This window comes from Paenibacillus sp. MER TA 81-3, assembly GCF_023713585.1.
In the GTDB taxonomy this organism is placed as follows: Bacteria; Bacillota; Bacilli; order Paenibacillales; family Paenibacillaceae; genus Paenibacillus_B; species Paenibacillus_B profundus.
In genome coordinates this window covers 274,332-293,344 of the sequence record NZ_JAMAWB010000008.1, presented here as the reverse complement: position 1 = coordinate 293,344, position 19,013 = coordinate 274,332, and the positions used below count along the sequence as shown (strand labels likewise).

The window sequence follows — 19,013 nt, the reverse complement described above, 5'->3', positions numbered from 1 at the left end:
CTACTTCGCTATGGTGACAGTTTCTCCTGCTCATCATGCAAAAGTTTTGTCAGTTTATGTTGGAAATTTTCTCGGTCGCTTTCACTCATGGCACGCGGCCCCTTCGTTCGAATCCCTGCCCGGCGCGACTTGCTGGAGATGTGGCGTCTTGATAAATACTCATCCACGTTGTCGCTCGTCAACTCCCCGCCGCGAGGCGTAATAACGTAAGCTCCTCTCGGCAAACAGAGCGCGGCCAATCCGTAGTCATTCGTGACGACTACGTCTCCTGACCGCGCTGCGTTGGCAATATAAATGTCGGCCGCTTGAAACGCCTGATCCACAAATATAGTATGAATATCGTGATTCGTAAGCTGCCAGTCCGGAGCAAAGGCGGCATATGAGGCGACAAACATGACCTCGGCCTCCATTTCCAAAGCTACGGCAACAATTTCGTTTTTAACGGGACAAGCATCAGCGTCAACTACAATTCGAAGTTTAGAAGTCAATGAAATTCACCATTTTCGTCAAAGCGTCTGAAAAACTAATCCATGCTCACTGTTTCCACCGTTTATATTATATACGCTGCAACATTTAAAATTCCTGCTACCGAACGCAGGTTTTCACAAACATTCAATCGTTTCTTGTCGTTTTGTGATCAAAAAGGAAGGAACATGTCGAAGATCGGCTTCTTCTTCATGTTCCATCGTCTCTAGAATTGCATCATGTTAAATATTGCTGTAGCTATGCCTGAACTTATGCCCACACCAACTTGGAGAAATCTGCAAAGCGGTGAATGTCACCCGCAATGTTGGCCAAGAGCGCCAATCGATTCGCGCGCACCGCTTCATCTTCAGCCATGACCATCACATTATCGAAGAACGAGTGAATCGCATCCTTCAATTGTCCGAGAGCCGCTAAAGCCTCTGACGGATGTGAATACGAGTCATTAAAGGCTTGATGAACTTCTGTCCAGCGCACATAGAGCATTCGTTCCTCTTCCTGTTGGAATTTCAATTCGTCAACAACGGTTGAAGCTGCTTTAGAAGCCAAATTGCATACTCGGTTGAACGATTCAACGGTCAGCTTGAACGCTTCATCCGTTACGGCCTGCATTAGGGCTTCTCCACGAGCAACGGTCAATTTCACATCATCATAGCCTGAAGCCATAATCGCATCAACTACGTCATAACGGACAGATTCCGACAACACGTTTTTCACGCGCAGTCCGAAGAATTCGTATAGATCTTTGCGAATGTCTTCACAGTCTCGTTTTAGAACCTCCACTCGATCATATACGTCGAGCGCAATGTTGAACATCATATGGAGCGTTAACGGAAGCTCGCGCTCCAGCAATATTTGTACGATCCCTGTCGCCTGACGTCGAAGCCCGTAAGGATCCTGAGATCCAGTCGGAATAATGCCGATTCCGAAGCAGCCGACGAGCGTATCCAGTTTATCCGCCATGCTAATAATCGAACCGACCAACGATTCCGGTGCGGGATCGCCTGCAAAGCGCGGCTTGTAGTGCTCGTTAATGGCCTGTGCCACTTCCTCCGGCTCACCTGCTTTGCGGGCATAGTCCTCACCCATGACGCCTTGAAGCTCTGGGAATTCATACACCATTTGCGTCACTAGATCGAACTTGCAAATATCTGCGGCGCGGCTTACCCACAGTGCTGTTTGCCGATCAGTTTGCACGGCTAAGGCCAGCGCATCGGCGATAGCATGAATCCGGCGCACCTTATCGCCGATCGTACCAAGTTCCTCGTGAAACACGATCGAATCCAGCTTTTGTACACAATCGATAATTTGCAGTTTTTGATCCTCTGCATAGAAAAACTTCGCATCGGACAGGCGGGCACGCAGAACCTTCTCGTTTCCTTTGGCCACAATATCGATCCCTTTACTATCACCGTTGCGTACAGTGACGAAATAAGGCATCAGTTGTCCTTCTGCATCCAGCACCGGGAAGTACCGCTGATGCTCACGCATGGACGTAATCAGCACGTCCTGCGGAATGCTCAAGAATGACTCCTCGAACGCTCCAAACAGTACAGTCGGGTATTCTACCAAGAAGAGAACCTCTTCCAACAGATCATCCTTCACTGCAATGTTCCAGTTTTTCTCCGCGGCAAGTTCTTCGATCTGACGAGATATTTCTGCTTCGCGTTCACTCACATCAACGATAACGAATTGCTCGCGCAGACGCTCCACATATTGTGCCGGTTCTTCGATTACTGCGTCTCCACCCAAGAATCGATGCCCGCGGGATATCGCTTGCGCTTGTACGCCTTCGATTTCAAGTGGAATGATGTCTGTTCCGTGCAAAGCAACGATCCAACGGATCGGGCGCACGAAGCGCATTTCATTCGCACCCCAACGCATATTTTTCGGGAAGGTCATCGCATGGATAATCGATGTCAACCCTTCAACAAGTACCGCTGCCGTATCGGTTCCAATGCTGCTCTTGTTGGCATAAATATATTCGACCCCGTTCAATTCCTTGAAAAAGAACTGATCTGGCTCCACTCCTTGACCACGTGCAAATCCTAATGCAGCTTTCGTCCAAGCACCGTTCTCGTCGAGGGCAATCTTCTTAGCCGGCCCCTTAACTTCCTCGTGGATATCCGTCTGTTTATCCGCTATATCATGAACAAGAACGGCTAGCCGTCTTGGCGTAGCGAACGCTTGTACCTCACCGTAAGCGATACGGGAGTCCGTCAACCAGCGTTCCAAGCGCTCTTTCAATTGTCCCATGGCGCCGCGCATAAAGCGGGCGGGCACTTCTTCCAGTCCAAGCTCCAACAGCAAATGCTTAGGCATGATGTTTCTCTCCTTTCTTCAAGAGCGGGAAGCCAAGCTTCTCCCGTTCCTCAAAATACGTTGCCGCTACTTGACGTGCTAGGTTGCGCACTCGTGTAATATACCCAGTGCGCTCGGTGACGCTGATGGCACCGCGCGCGTCCAGCAAGTTGAACGCATGGGAACATTTCAGCACATAATCATATGCAGGGAACACCAAATGCTGTTCCATAGCGCGATTCGCTTCCTGCTCGTACATGTCGAACAACTTGAACAGCATCGCAGTATCGCTTATCTCGAACGTATATTTTGAATGCTCGTATTCAGGTTGATGGAATACGTCTCCATAAGTTACGCCGTCCACCCATTCTAAGTCGAATACATTTTCTTTGTCTTGAATGTAAGAAGCCAACCGTTCCAAACCGTACGTAATTTCGACTGCAACTGGGTTCGCATCAATGCCCCCAACTTGTTGGAAATAAGTAAACTGCGTAATTTCCATGCCATCCAACCATACTTCCCATCCGAGTCCCCAAGCGCCAAGCGTCGGTGCTTCCCAGTTATCTTCCACGAAGCGGATATCGTGCAGCAATGGATCGATGCCAAGCCGCTTCAAGCTTTCCAAATACAATTCTTGAATATTGTCTGGAGAAGGCTTCAAAATAACTTGAAATTGGTGATGCTGATACAGCCGGTTCGGGTTCTCACCATAACGGCCGTCAGCCGGACGGCGGGACGGTTCTACATAAGCTACGTTCCATGGCTCTGGTCCGATCGAACGTAAGAACGTCATTGGATTCATCGTTCCCGCACCTTTTTCCACATCATACGGTTGGACGATGATACAATTCTGTTCGGCCCAGAAATTTTGTAAAGTTAAAATCATTTGTTGAAAATTCACGGCCATATACACTCCTTTGCTTCATAATTCGTGTTCAAAAGGGATAACACTGACGTAAAGAGAAGCCAAAAAAACCCTCGTCCCTACGTCTGATGCCAGACGTAGGGACGAGAGTTTAGTAATCCCGCGGTTCCACCCTACTTGATCAATTCGTCTGCAACCGAATAGGGACAGTCCATCCATGTCCATATTCATGTGCCGATCGTAATCCGATCCACTTTCTCGAAATCAAGCTTGCTCCAAAGTGCCGTTCATTCGTCCGCTCGTTCGGGCTTGCACTATCCCCGAATCGCTTAGTTCGAAGCCTAGGCGAATTACTTTCTTCTTCAACGCAAGCATATAAAGCTAGCTTTACTAATTAAAGCATAATCCGTACTTATTCGTCAAGATCAGCCAAGTCGTACTTCTCCATCTGTTCCAGAAACTTAAGCGATTTCAGCCGCACACCGACATGGGTATCGATATACCCCCTCATACATGCGCGCAGCTGCAGCTTGGTCTCTGGCTTCAAGGTAACATTGCCAAGCCTACGCAAATCTGTCTGCTCAAAACGCTGCAGCAATGCAAGGATACTGAGGTTCGCAATAAAGTTGGCATGCTCTTTCGGTTTGCAGCGTTGACAAATAGCTCCACCGAGACGCCAGCCGAACCCTGCAATCCCGTCTTCCCTGCCGCATACGACGCAAGTATGCAACTCGGGAGCGACCCCTGTTCGCTGCAGAAGCTTCATCTCGAACAGATGAGTCGTGACCTGCGCATCTTTCCCTTCGTCCAACGCACGCAAGTAGGCAAGCAGCTGATCGAACATGACACCGCCCGCTTCCTCATCATGAAGCGCTTTATCTACCAGCTCCGCTACGTAGGATGCATACGCTGCGAGATGCAATTGTTCGCGCAGCTTATGATGACCTTCAATAATCTCACAAGCGTTAAGCGTTCCGATATGACCCATTCCGCGAAAAAAGACATATTCCCCGAATGTAAACAATTGCGTAGCCGCAGCATGTCGGCTGCGTACCTTCTTCGCGCCGCGCACGAGCACGCCTGCTTTACCATGGGATTTGGTGCACAGCGTAATAATTTTATTACCTTCCCCATAGTCCATACTGCGGATGACGATCCCCTCGACCCGATATAACACGCCTGGCCTCCCATGCAACTTTTAGCAGTTGTTCAAAAAACCTTGCCTTTTTGAACACTCACTTTTGCATAATCAAAATTATTCCGCAGGTTGCTCTGAAACAGATATTCCTGTTCCTATTTCTGCCACAGATTCTTCCACTTCGGTTACCATCCCCGCTTGCTTATACAGCAAATAAGCATCAACATCCCCAGTCATGGCAAATACGTTCCACGAAAAATCACGCATCCGTAAATCCCCTTTCGTCGGAAATGACTATGCGTCATCATTAGGTTGTGCTGTTGGCAAGGGAATATCCGTTGCAAAATTTGGAGCGCGAACTTACGTAACTATTACGAATTAATTCCCGCCATTAGCCATTACGAATCATGGCGGAACCCGAGATCGCGTAAAATCCGATCTTGATTGCGCCAATCCTTTTTCACCTTAACCCATAGTTCCATATACGTCTTTGAACCAAGCAAATTTTCGATATCTTTTCTTGCCAGCTTCCCGATTTCTTTCAACAGCGCTCCTTGCTTCCCGATAACGATTCCTTTCTGGGAATCCCGTTCTACAAAGATAACAGCGGAAATATAGACAACACCGTTCTCCTGCACACGCATATCTTCGATCGTAACCGCAATAGAATGCGGAATCTCTTCTCTTGTCAAATTAAGAATCTTCTCGCGAATTAATTCAGCGACCACAAATTGCTCAGGATGATCCGTAATTTGATCATCCGGATAGTATTGAGGCCCTTCCGGTATATAATGCTCTAGCACATCAAGCAGTCGATTGACATTATTTCCGGACAACGCGGAAATCGGCACAATCTCTGCAAATTCATGCAGCTCATTATACTGCAAAATAACGGGTGGCAGTGACTCCGGATGAACTTGATCAATTTTGTTCATCACGAGTATGACAGGAGTTTTGACTTTTTTCAATTGCTCAATTACATATTTATCACCGCTGCCAAGCCCGGTTGATACATCAACAAGGAACAGAACGGCCTCCACTTCATTTAACGTATTCAAGGCGACTTGATTCATATAATCGCCTAGCTTCGATTTGCGTTTATGAATTCCCGGCGTATCCAGAAACACGATTTGCGTGTTTTCTTTTGTATACACACCATGAATTTTATTGCGTGTCGTCTGCGGCTTGTCAGACATAATGGCAATTTTCTGTCCTATGACATGATTCATGAGCGTTGATTTGCCAACGTTCGGCCGGCCTACAATCGCCACGAATCCAGAATGAAAAGTATTGGATTTGGATTTGGATTTGGATTGGTCATGAAACATCAACTTTATTTCTCCTCCTACATATTGCTATATAAGGTTTTTCAAAAAGTCCCACCTTTATTGAACACGCACTATATGCGCATAAGCGGCGTCCTGGCGTTTCGAGATTATCGAGAACGACCATGTACGCCGCTTGCTGTTTACTCGTTTCTATATGCGTCTCTTGACGGCGAACTGTTCAAGCTGTCTACGTCAAAGGCACCCGGAAGCAAAGCTCCCACTGTCGTCTCCGACCACGAACCATTCATCGCCCCCATATATACAGGCATCGACGGCGCGCATAATTCAATCAACACCTGTCGGCATACGCCGCAGGGGGTGATTGGCTGTTCTGTATCTCCGATTACAGCAATTGCCTTGAATGAGCGTGGAGCACAGCCATCCGCAATGGCACGGAATAAAGCAGTCCGTTCCGCACAGTTCGTCGGGCCGTAAGCTGCATTCTCTACGTTGCAGCCATAATGGATACGGTCATGTTCATCTAACAATGCGGCTCCCACTTTAAAATGGGAATAAGGCGTATACGCCCGGTCACGGGCCTGCTTCGCTTCCTGCAGCAATTGTTCTCCATTCATCGACTAAACCCTCCTGTATCTCAAAAAAGAAAATTGACGACAGGATAAAAAAAGATTACGGCACCGACGATAACGGCAAACACCGCCGTCACGAACACTGCTCCTGCGGCGGTATCTTTCGCAATTTTGGCGATAGGATGCATACTTGGCATGCTTAAGTCAACCGCTGCTTCCACAGCCGTATTCAGCAACTCGGCTGTAAAGACTAGTGTAACGGCCAACCCGATCCACAGCCATTCGGAAACCGAAATACCGAATCCTATCCCCATGGCGATTACTAGAATTGTTATCACACCGTGCACACGCATATTACGCTCCGTGTGGAAAGCGTGAAGTATGCCAGAGATCGCCACACGGAACGTATCGCTCCATGGGCGCTTCATTAACGACTCAGCCCGATTCGAGCCAATACGGCTTCCTGCTTGTCCATCATGACGCGCTCGCTTGCTTCATCTTGATGATCGTAACCGAGCAGATGCAAAAAACCATGCACGAACAGAAATCCGATCTCACGCTCAAGCGAATGACCATAATCGTCCGCTTGCGCACGCGCGCGTTCCGTGGAGATAATTATATCCCCAAGCAAATCGCTCATGGATTCTAGTTCGTCTTCATCTTCCACTTCGTATAGAATATCCAGTTCTTCATCCGTCGATTCATGGAGCGCAAAGGACAAAACATCTGTAGGACGGTCTATGCTGCGATATTCACGATTCAACTCGTGAATTTGTTCATCGTCAACAAATGTTAATGCCACTTCCCCTTCCGTAACATCCTCCATCTGCGCGGCCTCTTGCAAAATACGTTCAAGCAGTTCAATCAGAGAGGCCGTTATCGGATAAACTTCCTGTTCATCATTCCATTCAAGCTTCATACTCATTGCTCAAGGTCGCTCCTTATTAAGACTCAGATTTTGTTGCAGAATCAGTTGCAGCGGAAGTTGTTCCACTACTGCTTGCTTCCGTAACATCACCTTTGGCTTCCGCGGCGTGCTCTTCCTTCGTCTTCTGCTTCAGCTTCGCATCATCCGGATACTCAATCCGTGAATGGAAGATTCCCATCACCGTTTCTTTAAGTGACTGCGCAACAATATCCAGTTCTCGCAGCGTCAAATCGCATTCATTGAATTGGTTATCATCAAGCCGATCTTTAATAATCTTCTGTATCATCGACTCAATCTGTTCAACCGTCGGATGCCGCAGCGATCGCACCGCTGCTTCGACACAGTCGGCGATACCGACGACGGCGGCTTCTTTGGATTGCGCTTTAGGACCTGGATAACGGAAATCATCTTCCGTGAAATCAGGCTCCGCCCCTTGTTCTTCCGCAAGCTTTAACGCTTTGTAATAGAAAAACTTAAGGAACGTCGTTCCGTGATGCTGTTCGGCAATATCACGGATCGGCTTCGGCAGTTTATAATCCTTCAGCATTTCCGCACCGTCTCGCGCATGCGCTACGATAATGGAGGTGCTCAGCTTCGGATCGATATAATCGTGCGGATTGTCCATATTAGTCTGATTTTCAATAAAATAGCTTGGCCGTTTTGTCTTCCCGATGTCATGGTAGAAAGCACCGACGCGGCAGAGCAAACCGTTAGCTCCTATCGATTCTGCTGCCTGCTCCGCCAAGTTCCCGACCATTACACTATGATGATACGTTCCCGGCGTCTCCGTCAACAGCTTGCGCAGGAGCGGATGGTTCGGATTCGACAGTTCCACGAGCTTAAGCGCAGACAAGATGCCAAACGTTACTTCAAAGAATGGCATTAAGCCCAACACCAGGACCGCTGTTAGCAGACCGCTTGCAAAGGCGAATGCCGCCGCAAGCATCAGGTCGCGGTTATTGAATGGATCTCCACTCAACATCCCCAGCATGAGCACCGTCAAGCTGCCGAAAATACACACCATAATACCCGCCTTCAAGATCGTTGAACGTTGGCTGGCACGATGAATCGCAAAAATGGCCGCATACGATGTCACCAAGGCAAAAAATCCAAAGTGGAAGTCAAAAATTGTGCCTTGCTGCGTATTTAAAATAATGCTCGCTAATATGCTTAATACGACGGCACACATATAGGCTAGCGGCAAATCAATCAGTAATGTGATAAGCATAACGCCCATTGCAACCGGAGCGACAAAGCCGATATAAGCGGCATCCTCCGTCTGAGCATACCCGATAATGTGTATTGCAATGACGCTAATCGTAAAGATAAGCACCAGCATCAACAGTTGAACGTTGTTGAATTTGAAATGCGTATGGCTTCCTTGGCGCATGAACATGAATAGCACGAGCGAGAACATTGCCGACAGCATGAGCAGTCCGAACTGCGGCCAATAATTGACCTCCGTCTTCAACAATTCATTCTCTTTTAACAGGTCATACATTTCTTGGGTAATGACTTGACCTTTCTTGACGAAAATATCCCCTTGCTTAATAAACACTGGAGTCGTATTTTCCCGTGCCTGAACTTTTGCATCCTTCGTCGCGTCGTCATCATAGAACTTGTTCGGCGTAAGGGACAGACGGACGAGCTCCTGCACCACTTCACGCGCCGAACGCTTGTTCAATGAACTGGCGTTGACGTACTCCGGAACCTTCGCTCTCGCAATGGCCGCCTCCGGCACTGGATCAATCATCAGCTTCGATACCAATTCTCGGGCTACCGGCTTCATTTCCGTAATATCATCCTTCGACAGCCGAGCCATCTTGATGAAGGTTTCTTCCGGAATGCGATACTTCTGTTCCTCAATGCGATTGTTCATCTCATCGAGCATTACATTCGTATACGTGCTGGCATTGCGGCTCGTTGTCATGAACTGGCGAATGTGCTCGTTGACCATGTCGGGAACGACGCTGCGATACAGTTCAACCTTCTGCGAATATGATATCTGATCATCTGAGTTCAGTTGCTGAATACGGTCAAATATATTATCCATAAGCCGTTCATTCTTTAGAGAAATGATCTGATAGATGGGCTGGACACGTTCGGCAGCTTGTTCCTGCGCCTTCAGTGTCGCTTTCTTGTCCGGAATCTGAATGGGAGCGATAATATCCTTTTCGCTCTTCACATTGACTTCAATATCGAATTTCTCAGGCAAAATACTTGGCGCCAAACTAAAATAAAACAATAACGTTAAAAACAAAAATAGAAGAAAGCGCACGCCGACGCTGTACTTCCAACCTGCCATATTCACTTGGCGTGATTTGCTTCCGTTGCCGGAACGATTTGTCTTTAGCATAGAGAACAACCCTCTCTATCCTTGGTTTTCGCTTTCCTTCTGGTAAGCCGTAATAATTTTCTGCACTAAGGAATGACGAACAACATCCTGCTCGGCAAAATGCACGAATCCGATTTCCTTAATATCACTCAAAATTTGGCCGGCTTCCACTAATCCTGAGCGTTTGCCCCGCGGCAAATCAATCTGTGTGATGTCTCCCGTAATGACCATCTTCGATCCGAATCCAAGTCGCGTTAAGAACATCTTCATCTGCTCAGGCGTCGTATTTTGCGCTTCATCCAAAATAATGAACGCATCATCAAGTGTGCGTCCGCGCATATAAGCGAGCGGCGCAATCTCAATGAGGCCGCGTTCGAGCGCTTTCCCTACTTGTTCAAGACCCATGACGTCATAGAGCGCATCGTATAACGGTCGTAAATAAGGGTCAACCTTTTCTTGCAGATCTCCTGGAAGGAACCCCAGATTCTCGCCCGCTTCCACTGCAGGTCGTGTTAACACGATCCGCTTAACGGAACCCTCTTTCAGTGCGGAAACGGCCAATACGACAGCTAGGTACGTCTTCCCTGTGCCAGCGGGCCCCACACCGAACACAATATCTCTTTTCTTAATGGTCGATACATAATGACGTTGTCCAATGGTCTTTACACGGATCGGCTTGCCCCGATACGTGACGGCGATTTCACCTTTAAATAAATCGAGCAGTTCTTCAACCTTCCACTCTTGAGCCAAGTCGAGCGCATACAAAATATCGCGCTCTGACAAAATGATGTTGCCGCGAATCAATTGCAGCAGCACATTAAAGAGCTGTTGAAGTCTCTCTACCTCGATCGATTCGCCTGTAATGACGATCTCCGCTTCCCGAGACATGACATGCGCGTCTGTACGGCCTAGGATGAGCCTCAAATGCTTATCCTGAGGTCCAAATAGAGCAAGTCCTTCAGCGGCGTTTTGCAGTGATATTTTTACAGTCTGTTGTTGCGACAAAAACCTCAGTCTCCTTAGCATTCAGTGTCCTTGTGATTTTGGTTCAACATTCATTCTGAGTTCGATTCAGAACGGGATTCAAACTGGCGAACAAGCGGAAGTTCTTCCGCTATAGATTGTTCCACTTCAAAAAGCACCTTCAAGTTCACTTTACCATTGTCCGCCTTCTGATGCAAAATTTTTTCCGTTTGGATACGCGCTTCCGGTCCATTTTTTGCGATTACATCAGCACGCGCCTGCGTCAGTCCGGCTTTATATGCTTCCTCAGCGCTGCGTTCTTCCGACACATAGTGAACTTCCATCACAATCTCTTTTAACCAGCCAATCGGAAATGATAACTCTCTCCACTTGATTCTACTCTCATCCTGAAGGGTTTCGTACTGCGCAAAAGGAATATCACCGTAACCCGAAACTTTGAGTCTGCGATCTCCGGCCACAAAGTATGTAATTTCTTTCTGCTCTCCGGTAAATACTTTCTGTTTGCTAACTAGTGGTGATACGATGTGGTATTCATGCCATACGAGACCGCGCACGTCCCCTTTGGCCGCTACCGTCAATGGCGCATCAGGGGTTCCGAGACTGCCTGAAATGAGCACGTTTCCTTTCTTCACCCGCATATTTTTTTTCACGACAGGCCGACCTTGATCTGCAATAATATGCGTGACAACGGCATCTGTCTTCGCTACAAGATGCCTTGGATTAACGAGCTGCTTAGCATCCGGAGTAATCGATTCCACCACCTCGATGGACACCTTCGTCCCTTCTCGGTGAATTCCAATCCAAGAGGCTCCCTTCAACTGGGTAGTCATCCCTTTCGACATAATATCGGGATCACGAAGGCGGAACGTCCATTGGAACGGATAAATTCCTTGCTGTCTGGCAGCGGAGAGCACAGCCTCGGTCGGAATGCGCACGTTGCCTTTTACATCAATCGTCCACACAAGGGAAGAGAGCATGTACAATCCGAACAGAAAAAGAAGCGCGCCCAGCACGAAAAACTTGCGACGCCTTACCTGTTTCATCGCAAACGGCACCCCGAAGCGTTCCTCTACATGAACGCGACAGCCTGTCTGCTTTAAAAGCGGCCGCAGGCGGAAGTAATCAGAGACAAGCACGTGAAACTCCATGACTCTAGGCGCAGTTACTTTTACATCCCACACCCGTAATTGTTTAGACGCAGCAGCATTTATGAAGGTTTCAATTTTTTCGCCGCGCACACGAACTCGGACATACCCGCGTACTCGCGCTAAAGGTGGTGTTTTCACGTCAATTCCCCCGTTCCATGATACTTTATATCGCGAACGAACCCTTCGATGCGGATTTCCTCCGTCCAAATGGTTCGAATGACAAGCTCACTTCCGTATATTTCCAATTCTCCAGTTACTAAGGCAAGACGAATATGATCATTGGAAAAATGAAGAATACCGCGATGATTTTCCACCACAATATGCCGATTGCCGATCATCGATAACCGGGGCGTATCCATTACAATATCTTGCGGCAAATCAAACCAATTCGCCGACCATTGGCGCAGTTTGCGGGCAATGCGACTCATTTTGCGATAGGCCCCCTTCCACTACTATTGCGCGTTCAAAAAGGCCACTTTTCAGCACCTAGAAGTACAAGTTTTCGCAAGAAAACGACTTCGGAAGCATCCCTCGAAGGAGGAGCGCAGCGTAGACGAGACTGCATGAGCACTGGACTTCAAGGCATACTTTGTGATTAAAAGGGGCTTTTAAGCAACCTCTACTTTACAATTTATGCTCCCAGACTCGCGATTATGAAGCGGGAAGAGCAGAATGACGCAAACAAATAAAGAGCCTCGGCTCGCAATAGATGCACTGTAAACAGTGTTCTATCACAAGAGCCGAGGCTCTATGCAAGATAAATTATAGTGCTTTATGGACGTCTCCCATACGGACGCTTTGCACGTGGAGGGCCGAGAATTTCTGCCCACGCCACGCCCCTCAGCGCATCTTTTGGGTCAATCACGAAGTCGGACGAGCTATCTGCCTCTTCACGTGTACTCGACGAAGCGGTCATCGTTCGGGAACTATTTCTCCCGTCCAGCGAAGACGATGGCAGACCTGACATGCTCTGAGCTGTGCGCTCAATGCCGGCAAGCCGCTGTTCCATCTCTGACATCCGATCATTCGCATCTTTTGCCCGTTTTTCAGCATAGCTTTCAGACATGCTTGGGCGAGATTGCTCCATACTTCCTTTGTTGTCCGTATATATCGGAGTTACCATCTCGTCGTCCTCATCATCGTAGCGGCGGGACTCCGCTTGCTTCGCAGGCTCGACCGTTGGTGCGGGCCCTGCCTGACCGCTGCCGCCGAAATCCGGCATCCGGGTGTTCGCACCTTTCTTCTGGCCTTTCCCCATAGCTGAGAACAGCGCTCCGATGATCACAATGGCAATCAACGGATTGCTCATGACAAAACCAATGATTTTCTCAATGATATTCATGGCTTATCGCCTAGCTTTCCGGGTTGTTGTTATCGCGTCCGTTGTCGGACATTTTGCCGAGCGACCCACGCATATGCGTATCCGCTTCGATGTTCTTCAGATTCATGTAATCCATAACGCCAATCTTGCCAGTGCGCAGCGCTTCCGCCATGGCAAGCGGAACTTGAGACTCGGATTCCACGACGCGTGCTCTCATCTCAATGACGCGAGCTTTCATCTCTTGTTCTTCAGCAACGGCCATTGCACGGCGTTCCTCTGCTTTCGCCTGCGCAATACGCTTGTCGGCTTCCGCTTGTTCGGTCTGCAGGTGCGCCCCGATGTTCTTGCCTACATCCACATCAGCGATATCAATGGACAGAATTTCAAATGCGGTTCCTGCGTCAAGCCCCTTGCCCAATACGGTACGGGAAATGCGATCCGGGTTCTCCAAAACATCCTTGTGAGAGTTGCTGGAACCGACCGTCGTAACGATCCCTTCCCCGACACGGGCGATAATCGTTTCTTCACCTGCACCCCCGACCAAGCGCTCGATGTTCGCGCGAACGGTAACGCGTGCGCGTACCTTCACTTCGATGCCATCCTTCGCCACTGCCGCAACAATCGGCGTTTCGATGACACGTGGATTAACGCTCATCTGAACGGCTTGCAGCACGTCACGACCAGCAAGGTCAATCGCTGCCGCACGTTCGAACTCCAAGTGAATGTTTGCACGCTGAGCTGCAATGAGAGCATTGACGACACGGTCGACATTACCCCCTGCCAAGAAGTGACTCTCCAATTGGTTAATTGATAGCCCTAATCCTGCCTTCGTCGCTTTAATCATCGGGTTGACGATACGGCTTGGCGTCACTCGACGCAGACGCATCGCAACGAGGGTGATGATACTGATGCGAACTCCGGAAGCAATTGCTGAAATCCAGAGCATGACTGGGAAAAAGCTGAAGAACACACTTAGAGCAATCAAGATGACCGCCCCGATAAGCAGCGTAGATATTAATCCTGCATCCATACGTGGCACAACCTCCATTTATTAATCTATGTGAATTACAGTATTACCACTAGTTAGAGGATGTTCTAAATGTCCCCTTTTTGAACACGCACTAGTAAAACGATAATATGAAACAAGGAACAGGTCAATTCCCATTGTGTGGCCGCACGACAATTCGTGAACCCTCTACTTGAATAACTTCGACCAGCTCATCGCTGCCGACGAAGGAGCCGTCAGTAACGACATCGAATTTATGATCGTCGATGAGCACCGTACCTGCAGGCCGAAGCGGAGTCAGCGCACGTCCTATTTTGCCGAGTATCTCCGTCTGATTGGAATTGGATACGTAACCTTCTTCTGTAGTCAACGCATCTTTCAGGATGAATCGATTCCATATTCCACGATGCTTAAACACTCTTACCATGATAATGATGACAATAAGTGCCGCCACGAAAGCGATGCCAAGCGACAATAGCGCATTCGACGTATCGTATGCCGCACGGACGACACCGGAAATCATACTGATTGAACCTAATATTCCCAATATGCCGAAGCTTGGAATGAACAGTTCCAAAGCGAGCAACACTAGACCTACAATAAATAATACGATGGTTTCCACCCCCGCCAGGCCTGAAATATAGTGGCCAAAGAAGTATAATCCGAAACCTAATATCCCCAATATACCTGGAATACCAAAGCCGGGCACAAACAACTCAATCGCCACCCCGGCAATGCCGAGGAACAAGAGTAGTGTCGCCACCACCGGATGAACGAGATACGCCGCAATCCGTTCGGCTGTTGTCTGATCGATCCGCTCGATATGAGAATCGGCCAGTTTCATCTGAGAGATCAGATCCTGAACAGAACCTGCTTCATATTCCGCATATCCTGCTTTCTTTGCCTCAGCCACGCTGAGCGACAAAATCTCTCCCGGATTTTTCGTCCGGCCGAGCTCGGGAAGTTCAATCTTAGCTTGTAAGTCCGCCATCGCTCTTGCAATATTTTGGTTGCGCCCATTTTTGCCTGCTACTGATTCCATCTCGCTTATCCATAATGCCACTAACTTCGGATCGTCGACATAGTTATGGGCACCGTCTACTAGCGCCGCCGAGCCGATGGCACTTCCCGGCGTCATTGCAATCTCATTGGCGCTCATCGCCAGGAAGCTCCCTGCTGATGCCGCTTTCCCTCGCACTAGCACAACCGTGTGTGCCGGACTTCCGATGATGCGTTGACTCAGATCCTGTGCAATATCGACTCTTCCGCCTGGAGTGTCCATCTCGATGATAATCGCAGCGGGATTTAACGCTTCCGCTTCTTCGAGAGCACGAAGCATAAATGACTTCATTACCGAATCTACATTTCCGATTAGCGGAATAACGACAACATTGTGTGAAGGATTAGCCGAATCGCTTGTCTTCGCATGGGATATCGGAACGAAAGCAAACATCAAGCTGAATAAAAGACCTAGTGCCAACATCCATGCGATGCATTTCAAGCCTCTTTCATTCATCTGTTTCTTTCGCATAAGATTTTACGCCCCCCCTTCCTATTCACTTGTTGGTATATGCTATTATACGTGATTTTACTCGTTTACGTTTCACAACCTCATCATCATAGAAAAAGCACTCCTTGTAAACAAGGAGTGCTTTCACGTTTTTGTCGATAGGTTGTCAAGAGATCCTTATTGCAGATACTGTTGAACTATCGTATTGACTAGTTTGCCGTCGGCGCGCCCCTTCACCTTTGGCATGAGGGCACCCATCAATTTCCCCATGTCGGCTTTCGAAGAAGCACCGGTCTCTTGGATGGTCTCTTGAACGATCACTTTTATCTCTTCTTCGGAAAGCTGAGCAGGAAGGTAATGCGTCAAAATGTCAATTTCCGTTCTTAGTTTATCCGCTAAATCGCCTCGACCTGCTTTCTCGAACTCTTGGAGGGCATCTTTCCGCTGTTTGATCTCACGACCTAGAATCTCAAGCACTTCATCGTCATTCAAAGTTCTCTTTTCATCTATCTCAACATTCTTGATCGCCGAACGTACCATTCGGATGGTGGAGAGTTTGAACTTGTCTTGACTCTTCATCGCTTGCTTCATATCTTCGTTCAATCTTTGGCTAAGATCCATTGGTGCGTAATCCTCCTAAAACTTTCTCTTGCGGGCAGCCTCGGACTTCTTCTTGCGCTTGACGCTTGGCTTTTCATAGTGCTTACGCTTTTTAACTTCAGCCAATACGCCATCTTTCGCGATGGAGCGCTTAAAGCGACGAAGTGCAGCATCGATTGTCTCGTTTTTGCGAACTTTCGTTTCAGACACCAGTTTTCCCTCCCTCCGACCAGACCGTCCAAGAACAACAAACACGGTTTATCAAACTACATTATATGTGATTGCAAAAGTCAGTGTCAACCTTGAGGAAGCATTCTGTCAACATTTACGCATTCAAAGCACTCTCCAAAATAGTTCCTTCCGCTAAAGCGCCATAATCGCTATGCTTACTGCCCTACCAAAGCTCCTAACGATTCACCGCCAAGCAGATGGTAATGAATGTGAAACACAACCTGACCGCTATCTTTTCCACAATTATTGATAAGACGATATCCCGTATCCGCAATGCCCATCTCACGCGCCACATGTTGGGCTGCGCGGTGAACCTCGCCGATTAGCGAGAAGTCTTCTCCCTCTGCATCATTCATAGTTGCAATATGCTTCTTAGGAATGATAAGAATATGTACAGGGGCTTGTGGAGTGATATCATGAAATGCGACTACGGTTTCATTCTCGTACACCTTTTTGGAAGGAATGGTTCCTTCAATAATTTTACAAAAAATACAGTCCATTGGACTTTCCTCCTTCAATTGATTTATATGTTCAAAAAGGCCCCTTTTCAGCACCAAGAAGTACATGTTTTCGCAAGAAAACTGCATCGGATGCATAGGCTCTTCGAGAGCGAATGCAAGATTCGATGTCGAATCACAACTTAGGATGCTTCGTAATCAAAAGGGGGCTTTTTGAACAGCCTCTAAATATGCATTCGTGATCGTATATCGCTATCATATCAAAAAGAAGGAGCTCGTCCAATATGAAGGAGTGAATAGAATGTCATCAGAGAAAAACTTGCGAACGCCACGCAAGAAAAAACGAAAATGGATATTATGGACCTTCATTGCGCTCGTTATTGCAGTTGCTGCAGGCATATACGGATTTCTACGTCCCTATCCAGCTGGTTCCAAAGCGGAGCAGGCGTCAATCTCAACCGAAAATGTCAAAGTATATGCGGAGGATGGCTTGTTCGCGTTCGAGACTGTTCATACACCAATAGCTAACCTCATACTATACCCTGGCGGACTAGTCGAGCCGGAAAGCTATGCCGTATTGGCTCGCGGGATGGCCGAGCGCAAGATCAATACATATATTTTGAAGATGCCGCTCAATCTGGCCGTCCTGGATAGCGACGGGGCAGAACGTCTCCTCCCGAAATTAGATAAGTATGCTCGGCAAGTGAGAACGATCGTTGGAGGTCATTCCTTGGGAGGCACAGTGGGGGTAGAATTCGCGAAAAAACACCCGGATGCCGTGCAAGGTTTAATCTTGTTGGCGTCCTATGCAAATAGCGATATATCTAATTCCAATATTCCGGTATTGTCCATTTATGGTTCGAAGGATGGCGTATTAAACTTGGAGCGATATATGAAAAATAAAAAATATCTCCCGGAAATTCTAACTGAACACGTCATTCAAGGAGCCAACCATGCCCAGTTCGGAGATTACGGCAATCAAAAAAAAGACTATGCGGCCAGCATTTCCGACGATCAACAAATTCGTGAAACGGTGGACGTAATCGTGTCGTGGCTCACTTCGTTGCCATCACAATGATCTGACAGCTCCGCACTCCGGATTAGACTGAAGTGCAGAGCTATAGGCACCTCAATAATAAGGAATTAATGCTAAGGCAGTTAGCACCGCCAATGGCAGCACCAATCGATTGAAGCGGCGGCCATAGCCATATGGATAATAGTAGCCCGGATAATATCCTGGATATGCTGTATCGACATACGGCGCCAGCGCGTAAGGAGTGCCTGCATAAGGATAATATCCATAAGGCACAGCTGAACGGGTCATGTAAGGTGCCGAGTAACCGGCCATCGGAACGGCCAAATACAGATGTTCGTGATCCACGCATTCGATAACTCCTTGGTACACGCACCCGTCCATCGTCTGGACTTTCACATAACGATGCATATGCTTGTGACATAGTTCGTGCATCGATTCTTTTTGTACAGTCGCGCCAGCCGTAGGCGGGGATGAAATTCCGACAGGTATGGGCGTCGCTGTCGTTGGTGCCGGCTTTACGTCGGTTTTTTTCTTCTCCATAGACGTCTCTCACTTTCTGCAATCGCTTGAGATATAGTCATGATATTCGCCTATGGGCGAAAGTGTGCATGGGGAAAAATGGGCAAAAAAAGAACACCTCGTCCCCCGCTAACAAGCGGGCAGCGCATTATACGCTGTGAACGTACTGCGCCTGCAAGCAGGTCAACTGCCAGGCACATGCCTGCAGATGCTTGCAGAAGCAATACGGTCACCGAGGTGCTTACAAAAGATTGATGTCGGCTATCTGTATTATAACAGCACTCTGAAACTG

The 19,013-nt window shown here is 48.0% G+C and carries 21 protein-coding genes; 1 reads left to right on the top strand and 20 read right to left on the bottom strand.

Annotation, left to right across the window (positions count from 1 at the left end; translation table 11 throughout):
* Positions 1 to 8: 8 nt before the first annotated feature.
* The 19 genes from M3650_RS14055 to M3650_RS13965 all read right to left on the bottom strand — a co-directional run bounded on the left by M3650_RS14055 (position 9) and on the right by M3650_RS13965 (position 17,208).
* The gene (locus M3650_RS14055) at positions 9 to 488 is read right to left on the bottom strand and encodes a YaiI/YqxD family protein (protein ID WP_051004517.1); all 480 of its coding nucleotides are present in this window, start codon (positions 486 to 488) and stop codon (positions 9 to 11) included.
* A 247-nt stretch (positions 489 to 735) separates the two neighbouring features.
* Positions 736 to 2,805, bottom strand: coding sequence for a glycine--tRNA ligase subunit beta (glyS, locus tag M3650_RS14050; RefSeq protein WP_251575601.1), 2,070 nt, complete (start codon positions 2,803 to 2,805; stop codon positions 736 to 738).
* Positions 2,798 to 3,685, bottom strand: a complete 888-nt coding sequence (gene glyQ / locus M3650_RS14045) for a glycine--tRNA ligase subunit alpha (RefSeq protein WP_251575600.1) — start codon at positions 3,683 to 3,685, stop codon at positions 2,798 to 2,800. Before glyQ ends, glyS begins: the two co-directional genes overlap by 8 nt.
* Positions 3,686 to 4,061: 376 nt before the next feature.
* Positions 4,062 to 4,826, bottom strand: a complete 765-nt coding sequence (recO, locus tag M3650_RS14040) for a DNA repair protein RecO (protein WP_233695315.1) — start codon at positions 4,824 to 4,826, stop codon at positions 4,062 to 4,064.
* A gap of 78 nt (positions 4,827 to 4,904) precedes the next feature.
* Positions 4,905 to 5,054 carry a YqzL family protein gene (locus M3650_RS14035; RefSeq protein ID WP_251575598.1) on the bottom strand — a complete coding sequence of 50 codons (150 nt, stop codon included), beginning with the start codon at positions 5,052 to 5,054 and terminating at the stop codon, positions 4,905 to 4,907.
* A 131-nt stretch (positions 5,055 to 5,185) separates the two neighbouring features.
* Entirely contained in the window at positions 5,186 to 6,115 is a 930-nt protein-coding gene (era, locus tag M3650_RS14030; protein ID WP_251575644.1) for a GTPase Era, read from the bottom strand.
* A 140-nt stretch (positions 6,116 to 6,255) separates the two neighbouring features.
* Entirely contained in the window at positions 6,256 to 6,690 is a 435-nt protein-coding gene (gene cdd / locus M3650_RS14025) for a cytidine deaminase (protein ID WP_019422491.1), read from the bottom strand.
* A 20-nt stretch (positions 6,691 to 6,710) separates the two neighbouring features.
* Entirely contained in the window at positions 6,711 to 7,073 is a 363-nt protein-coding gene (locus tag M3650_RS14020; protein ID WP_019422492.1) for a diacylglycerol kinase family protein, read from the bottom strand.
* A complete protein-coding gene (gene ybeY, locus M3650_RS14015; RefSeq protein ID WP_019422493.1) occupies positions 7,073 to 7,570 on the bottom strand; it encodes an rRNA maturation RNase YbeY in 498 nt (165 codons plus the stop codon). The genes M3650_RS14020 and ybeY overlap by 1 nt, the downstream gene beginning before the upstream one ends.
* 19 nt (positions 7,571 to 7,589) lie before the next feature.
* Positions 7,590 to 9,929 (bottom strand): HD family phosphohydrolase, encoded by a 2,340-nt coding sequence (locus M3650_RS14010; protein ID WP_251575596.1) that lies wholly within the window; start codon positions 9,927 to 9,929, stop codon positions 7,590 to 7,592.
* A gap of 15 nt (positions 9,930 to 9,944) precedes the next feature.
* The gene (locus M3650_RS14005) at positions 9,945 to 10,934 is read right to left on the bottom strand and encodes a PhoH family protein (RefSeq protein ID WP_407672856.1); all 990 of its coding nucleotides are present in this window, start codon (positions 10,932 to 10,934) and stop codon (positions 9,945 to 9,947) included.
* Between the two features lie 29 nt (positions 10,935 to 10,963).
* Positions 10,964 to 12,178 carry a sporulation protein YqfD gene (yqfD, locus tag M3650_RS14000; protein WP_251575594.1) on the bottom strand — a complete coding sequence of 405 codons (1,215 nt, stop codon included), beginning with the start codon at positions 12,176 to 12,178 and terminating at the stop codon, positions 10,964 to 10,966.
* Positions 12,175 to 12,468 carry a sporulation protein YqfC gene (yqfC, locus tag M3650_RS13995; RefSeq protein WP_019422497.1) on the bottom strand — a complete coding sequence of 98 codons (294 nt, stop codon included), beginning with the start codon at positions 12,466 to 12,468 and terminating at the stop codon, positions 12,175 to 12,177. Before yqfC ends, yqfD begins: the two co-directional genes overlap by 4 nt.
* A 344-nt stretch (positions 12,469 to 12,812) precedes the next feature.
* Positions 12,813 to 13,382 (bottom strand): hypothetical protein, encoded by a 570-nt coding sequence (locus M3650_RS13990; RefSeq protein WP_251575592.1) that lies wholly within the window; start codon positions 13,380 to 13,382, stop codon positions 12,813 to 12,815.
* 10 nt (positions 13,383 to 13,392) lie between these two features.
* On the bottom strand, positions 13,393 to 14,391 hold the full coding sequence (floA, locus tag M3650_RS13985) for a flotillin-like protein FloA (protein ID WP_251575590.1): 999 nt from the start codon (positions 14,389 to 14,391) through the stop codon (positions 13,393 to 13,395).
* Between the two features lie 124 nt (positions 14,392 to 14,515).
* Positions 14,516 to 15,898 carry an NfeD family protein gene (locus M3650_RS13980; RefSeq protein ID WP_251575588.1) on the bottom strand — a complete coding sequence of 461 codons (1,383 nt, stop codon included), beginning with the start codon at positions 15,896 to 15,898 and terminating at the stop codon, positions 14,516 to 14,518.
* Positions 15,899 to 16,054: 156 nt separating this feature from the next.
* Entirely contained in the window at positions 16,055 to 16,498 is a 444-nt protein-coding gene (locus M3650_RS13975) for a GatB/YqeY domain-containing protein (RefSeq protein WP_019422501.1), read from the bottom strand.
* A 15-nt stretch (positions 16,499 to 16,513) separates the two neighbouring features.
* Complete coding sequence (gene rpsU, locus M3650_RS13970) at positions 16,514 to 16,687, bottom strand: 30S ribosomal protein S21 (RefSeq protein WP_005547957.1); 174 nt, start codon at positions 16,685 to 16,687, stop codon at positions 16,514 to 16,516.
* A gap of 176 nt (positions 16,688 to 16,863) precedes the next feature.
* Positions 16,864 to 17,208, bottom strand: a complete 345-nt coding sequence (locus M3650_RS13965) for a histidine triad nucleotide-binding protein (RefSeq protein WP_019422502.1) — start codon at positions 17,206 to 17,208, stop codon at positions 16,864 to 16,866.
* A 259-nt stretch (positions 17,209 to 17,467) separates the two neighbouring features.
* On the opposite strand from M3650_RS13965, the gene M3650_RS13960 reads away from it, so the two are divergent.
* Positions 17,468 to 18,244, top strand: coding sequence for an alpha/beta hydrolase (locus M3650_RS13960; RefSeq protein ID WP_251575586.1), 777 nt, complete (start codon positions 17,468 to 17,470; stop codon positions 18,242 to 18,244).
* A gap of 51 nt (positions 18,245 to 18,295) precedes the next feature.
* On the opposite strand, the gene M3650_RS13955 is transcribed toward M3650_RS13960, so the two are convergent.
* Positions 18,296 to 18,742 (bottom strand): hypothetical protein, encoded by a 447-nt coding sequence (locus M3650_RS13955; RefSeq protein ID WP_251575584.1) that lies wholly within the window; start codon positions 18,740 to 18,742, stop codon positions 18,296 to 18,298.
* Positions 18,743 to 19,013 lie beyond the last annotated feature (271 nt).

Bases quoted from the DNA above. Each gene is read 5' to 3' on its own strand.
- floA (WP_251575590.1), bottom strand. From the start codon at position 14,391: ATGGATGCAGGATTAATATCTACGCTGCTTATCGGGGCGGTCATCTTG.
- cdd (WP_019422491.1), bottom strand. From the start codon at position 6,690: ATGAATGGAGAACAATTGCTGCAGGAAGCGAAGCAGGCCCGTGACCGG.
- M3650_RS13955 (WP_251575584.1), bottom strand. From the start codon at position 18,742: ATGGAGAAGAAAAAAACCGACGTAAAGCCGGCACCAACGACAGCGACG.
- M3650_RS14010 (WP_251575596.1), bottom strand. From the start codon at position 9,929: ATGCTAAAGACAAATCGTTCCGGCAACGGAAGCAAATCACGCCAAGTG.
- yqfC (WP_019422497.1), bottom strand. From the start codon at position 12,468: ATGAGTCGCATTGCCCGCAAACTGCGCCAATGGTCGGCGAATTGGTTT.
- M3650_RS14035 (WP_251575598.1), bottom strand. From the start codon at position 5,054: ATGCGTGATTTTTCGTGGAACGTATTTGCCATGACTGGGGATGTTGAT.
- glyS (WP_251575601.1), bottom strand. From the start codon at position 2,805: ATGCCTAAGCATTTGCTGTTGGAGCTTGGACTGGAAGAAGTGCCCGCC.
- M3650_RS13990 (WP_251575592.1), bottom strand. From the start codon at position 13,382: ATGAATATCATTGAGAAAATCATTGGTTTTGTCATGAGCAATCCGTTG.
- era (WP_251575644.1), bottom strand. From the start codon at position 6,115: ATGTTTCATGACCAATCCAAATCCAAATCCAAATCCAATACTTTTCAT.
- ybeY (WP_019422493.1), bottom strand. From the start codon at position 7,570: ATGAGTATGAAGCTTGAATGGAATGATGAACAGGAAGTTTATCCGATA.
- M3650_RS13980 (WP_251575588.1), bottom strand. From the start codon at position 15,898: ATGCGAAAGAAACAGATGAATGAAAGAGGCTTGAAATGCATCGCATGG.
- M3650_RS13965 (WP_019422502.1), bottom strand. From the start codon at position 17,208: ATGGACTGTATTTTTTGTAAAATTATTGAAGGAACCATTCCTTCCAAA.
- M3650_RS14005 (WP_407672856.1), bottom strand. From the start codon at position 10,934: ATGCTAAGGAGACTGAGGTTTTTGTCGCAACAACAGACTGTAAAAATA.
- M3650_RS13975 (WP_019422501.1), bottom strand. From the start codon at position 16,498: ATGGATCTTAGCCAAAGATTGAACGAAGATATGAAGCAAGCGATGAAG.
- M3650_RS13960 (WP_251575586.1), top strand. From the start codon at position 17,468: ATGTCATCAGAGAAAAACTTGCGAACGCCACGCAAGAAAAAACGAAAA.
- M3650_RS14020 (WP_019422492.1), bottom strand. From the start codon at position 7,073: ATGAAGCGCCCATGGAGCGATACGTTCCGTGTGGCGATCTCTGGCATA.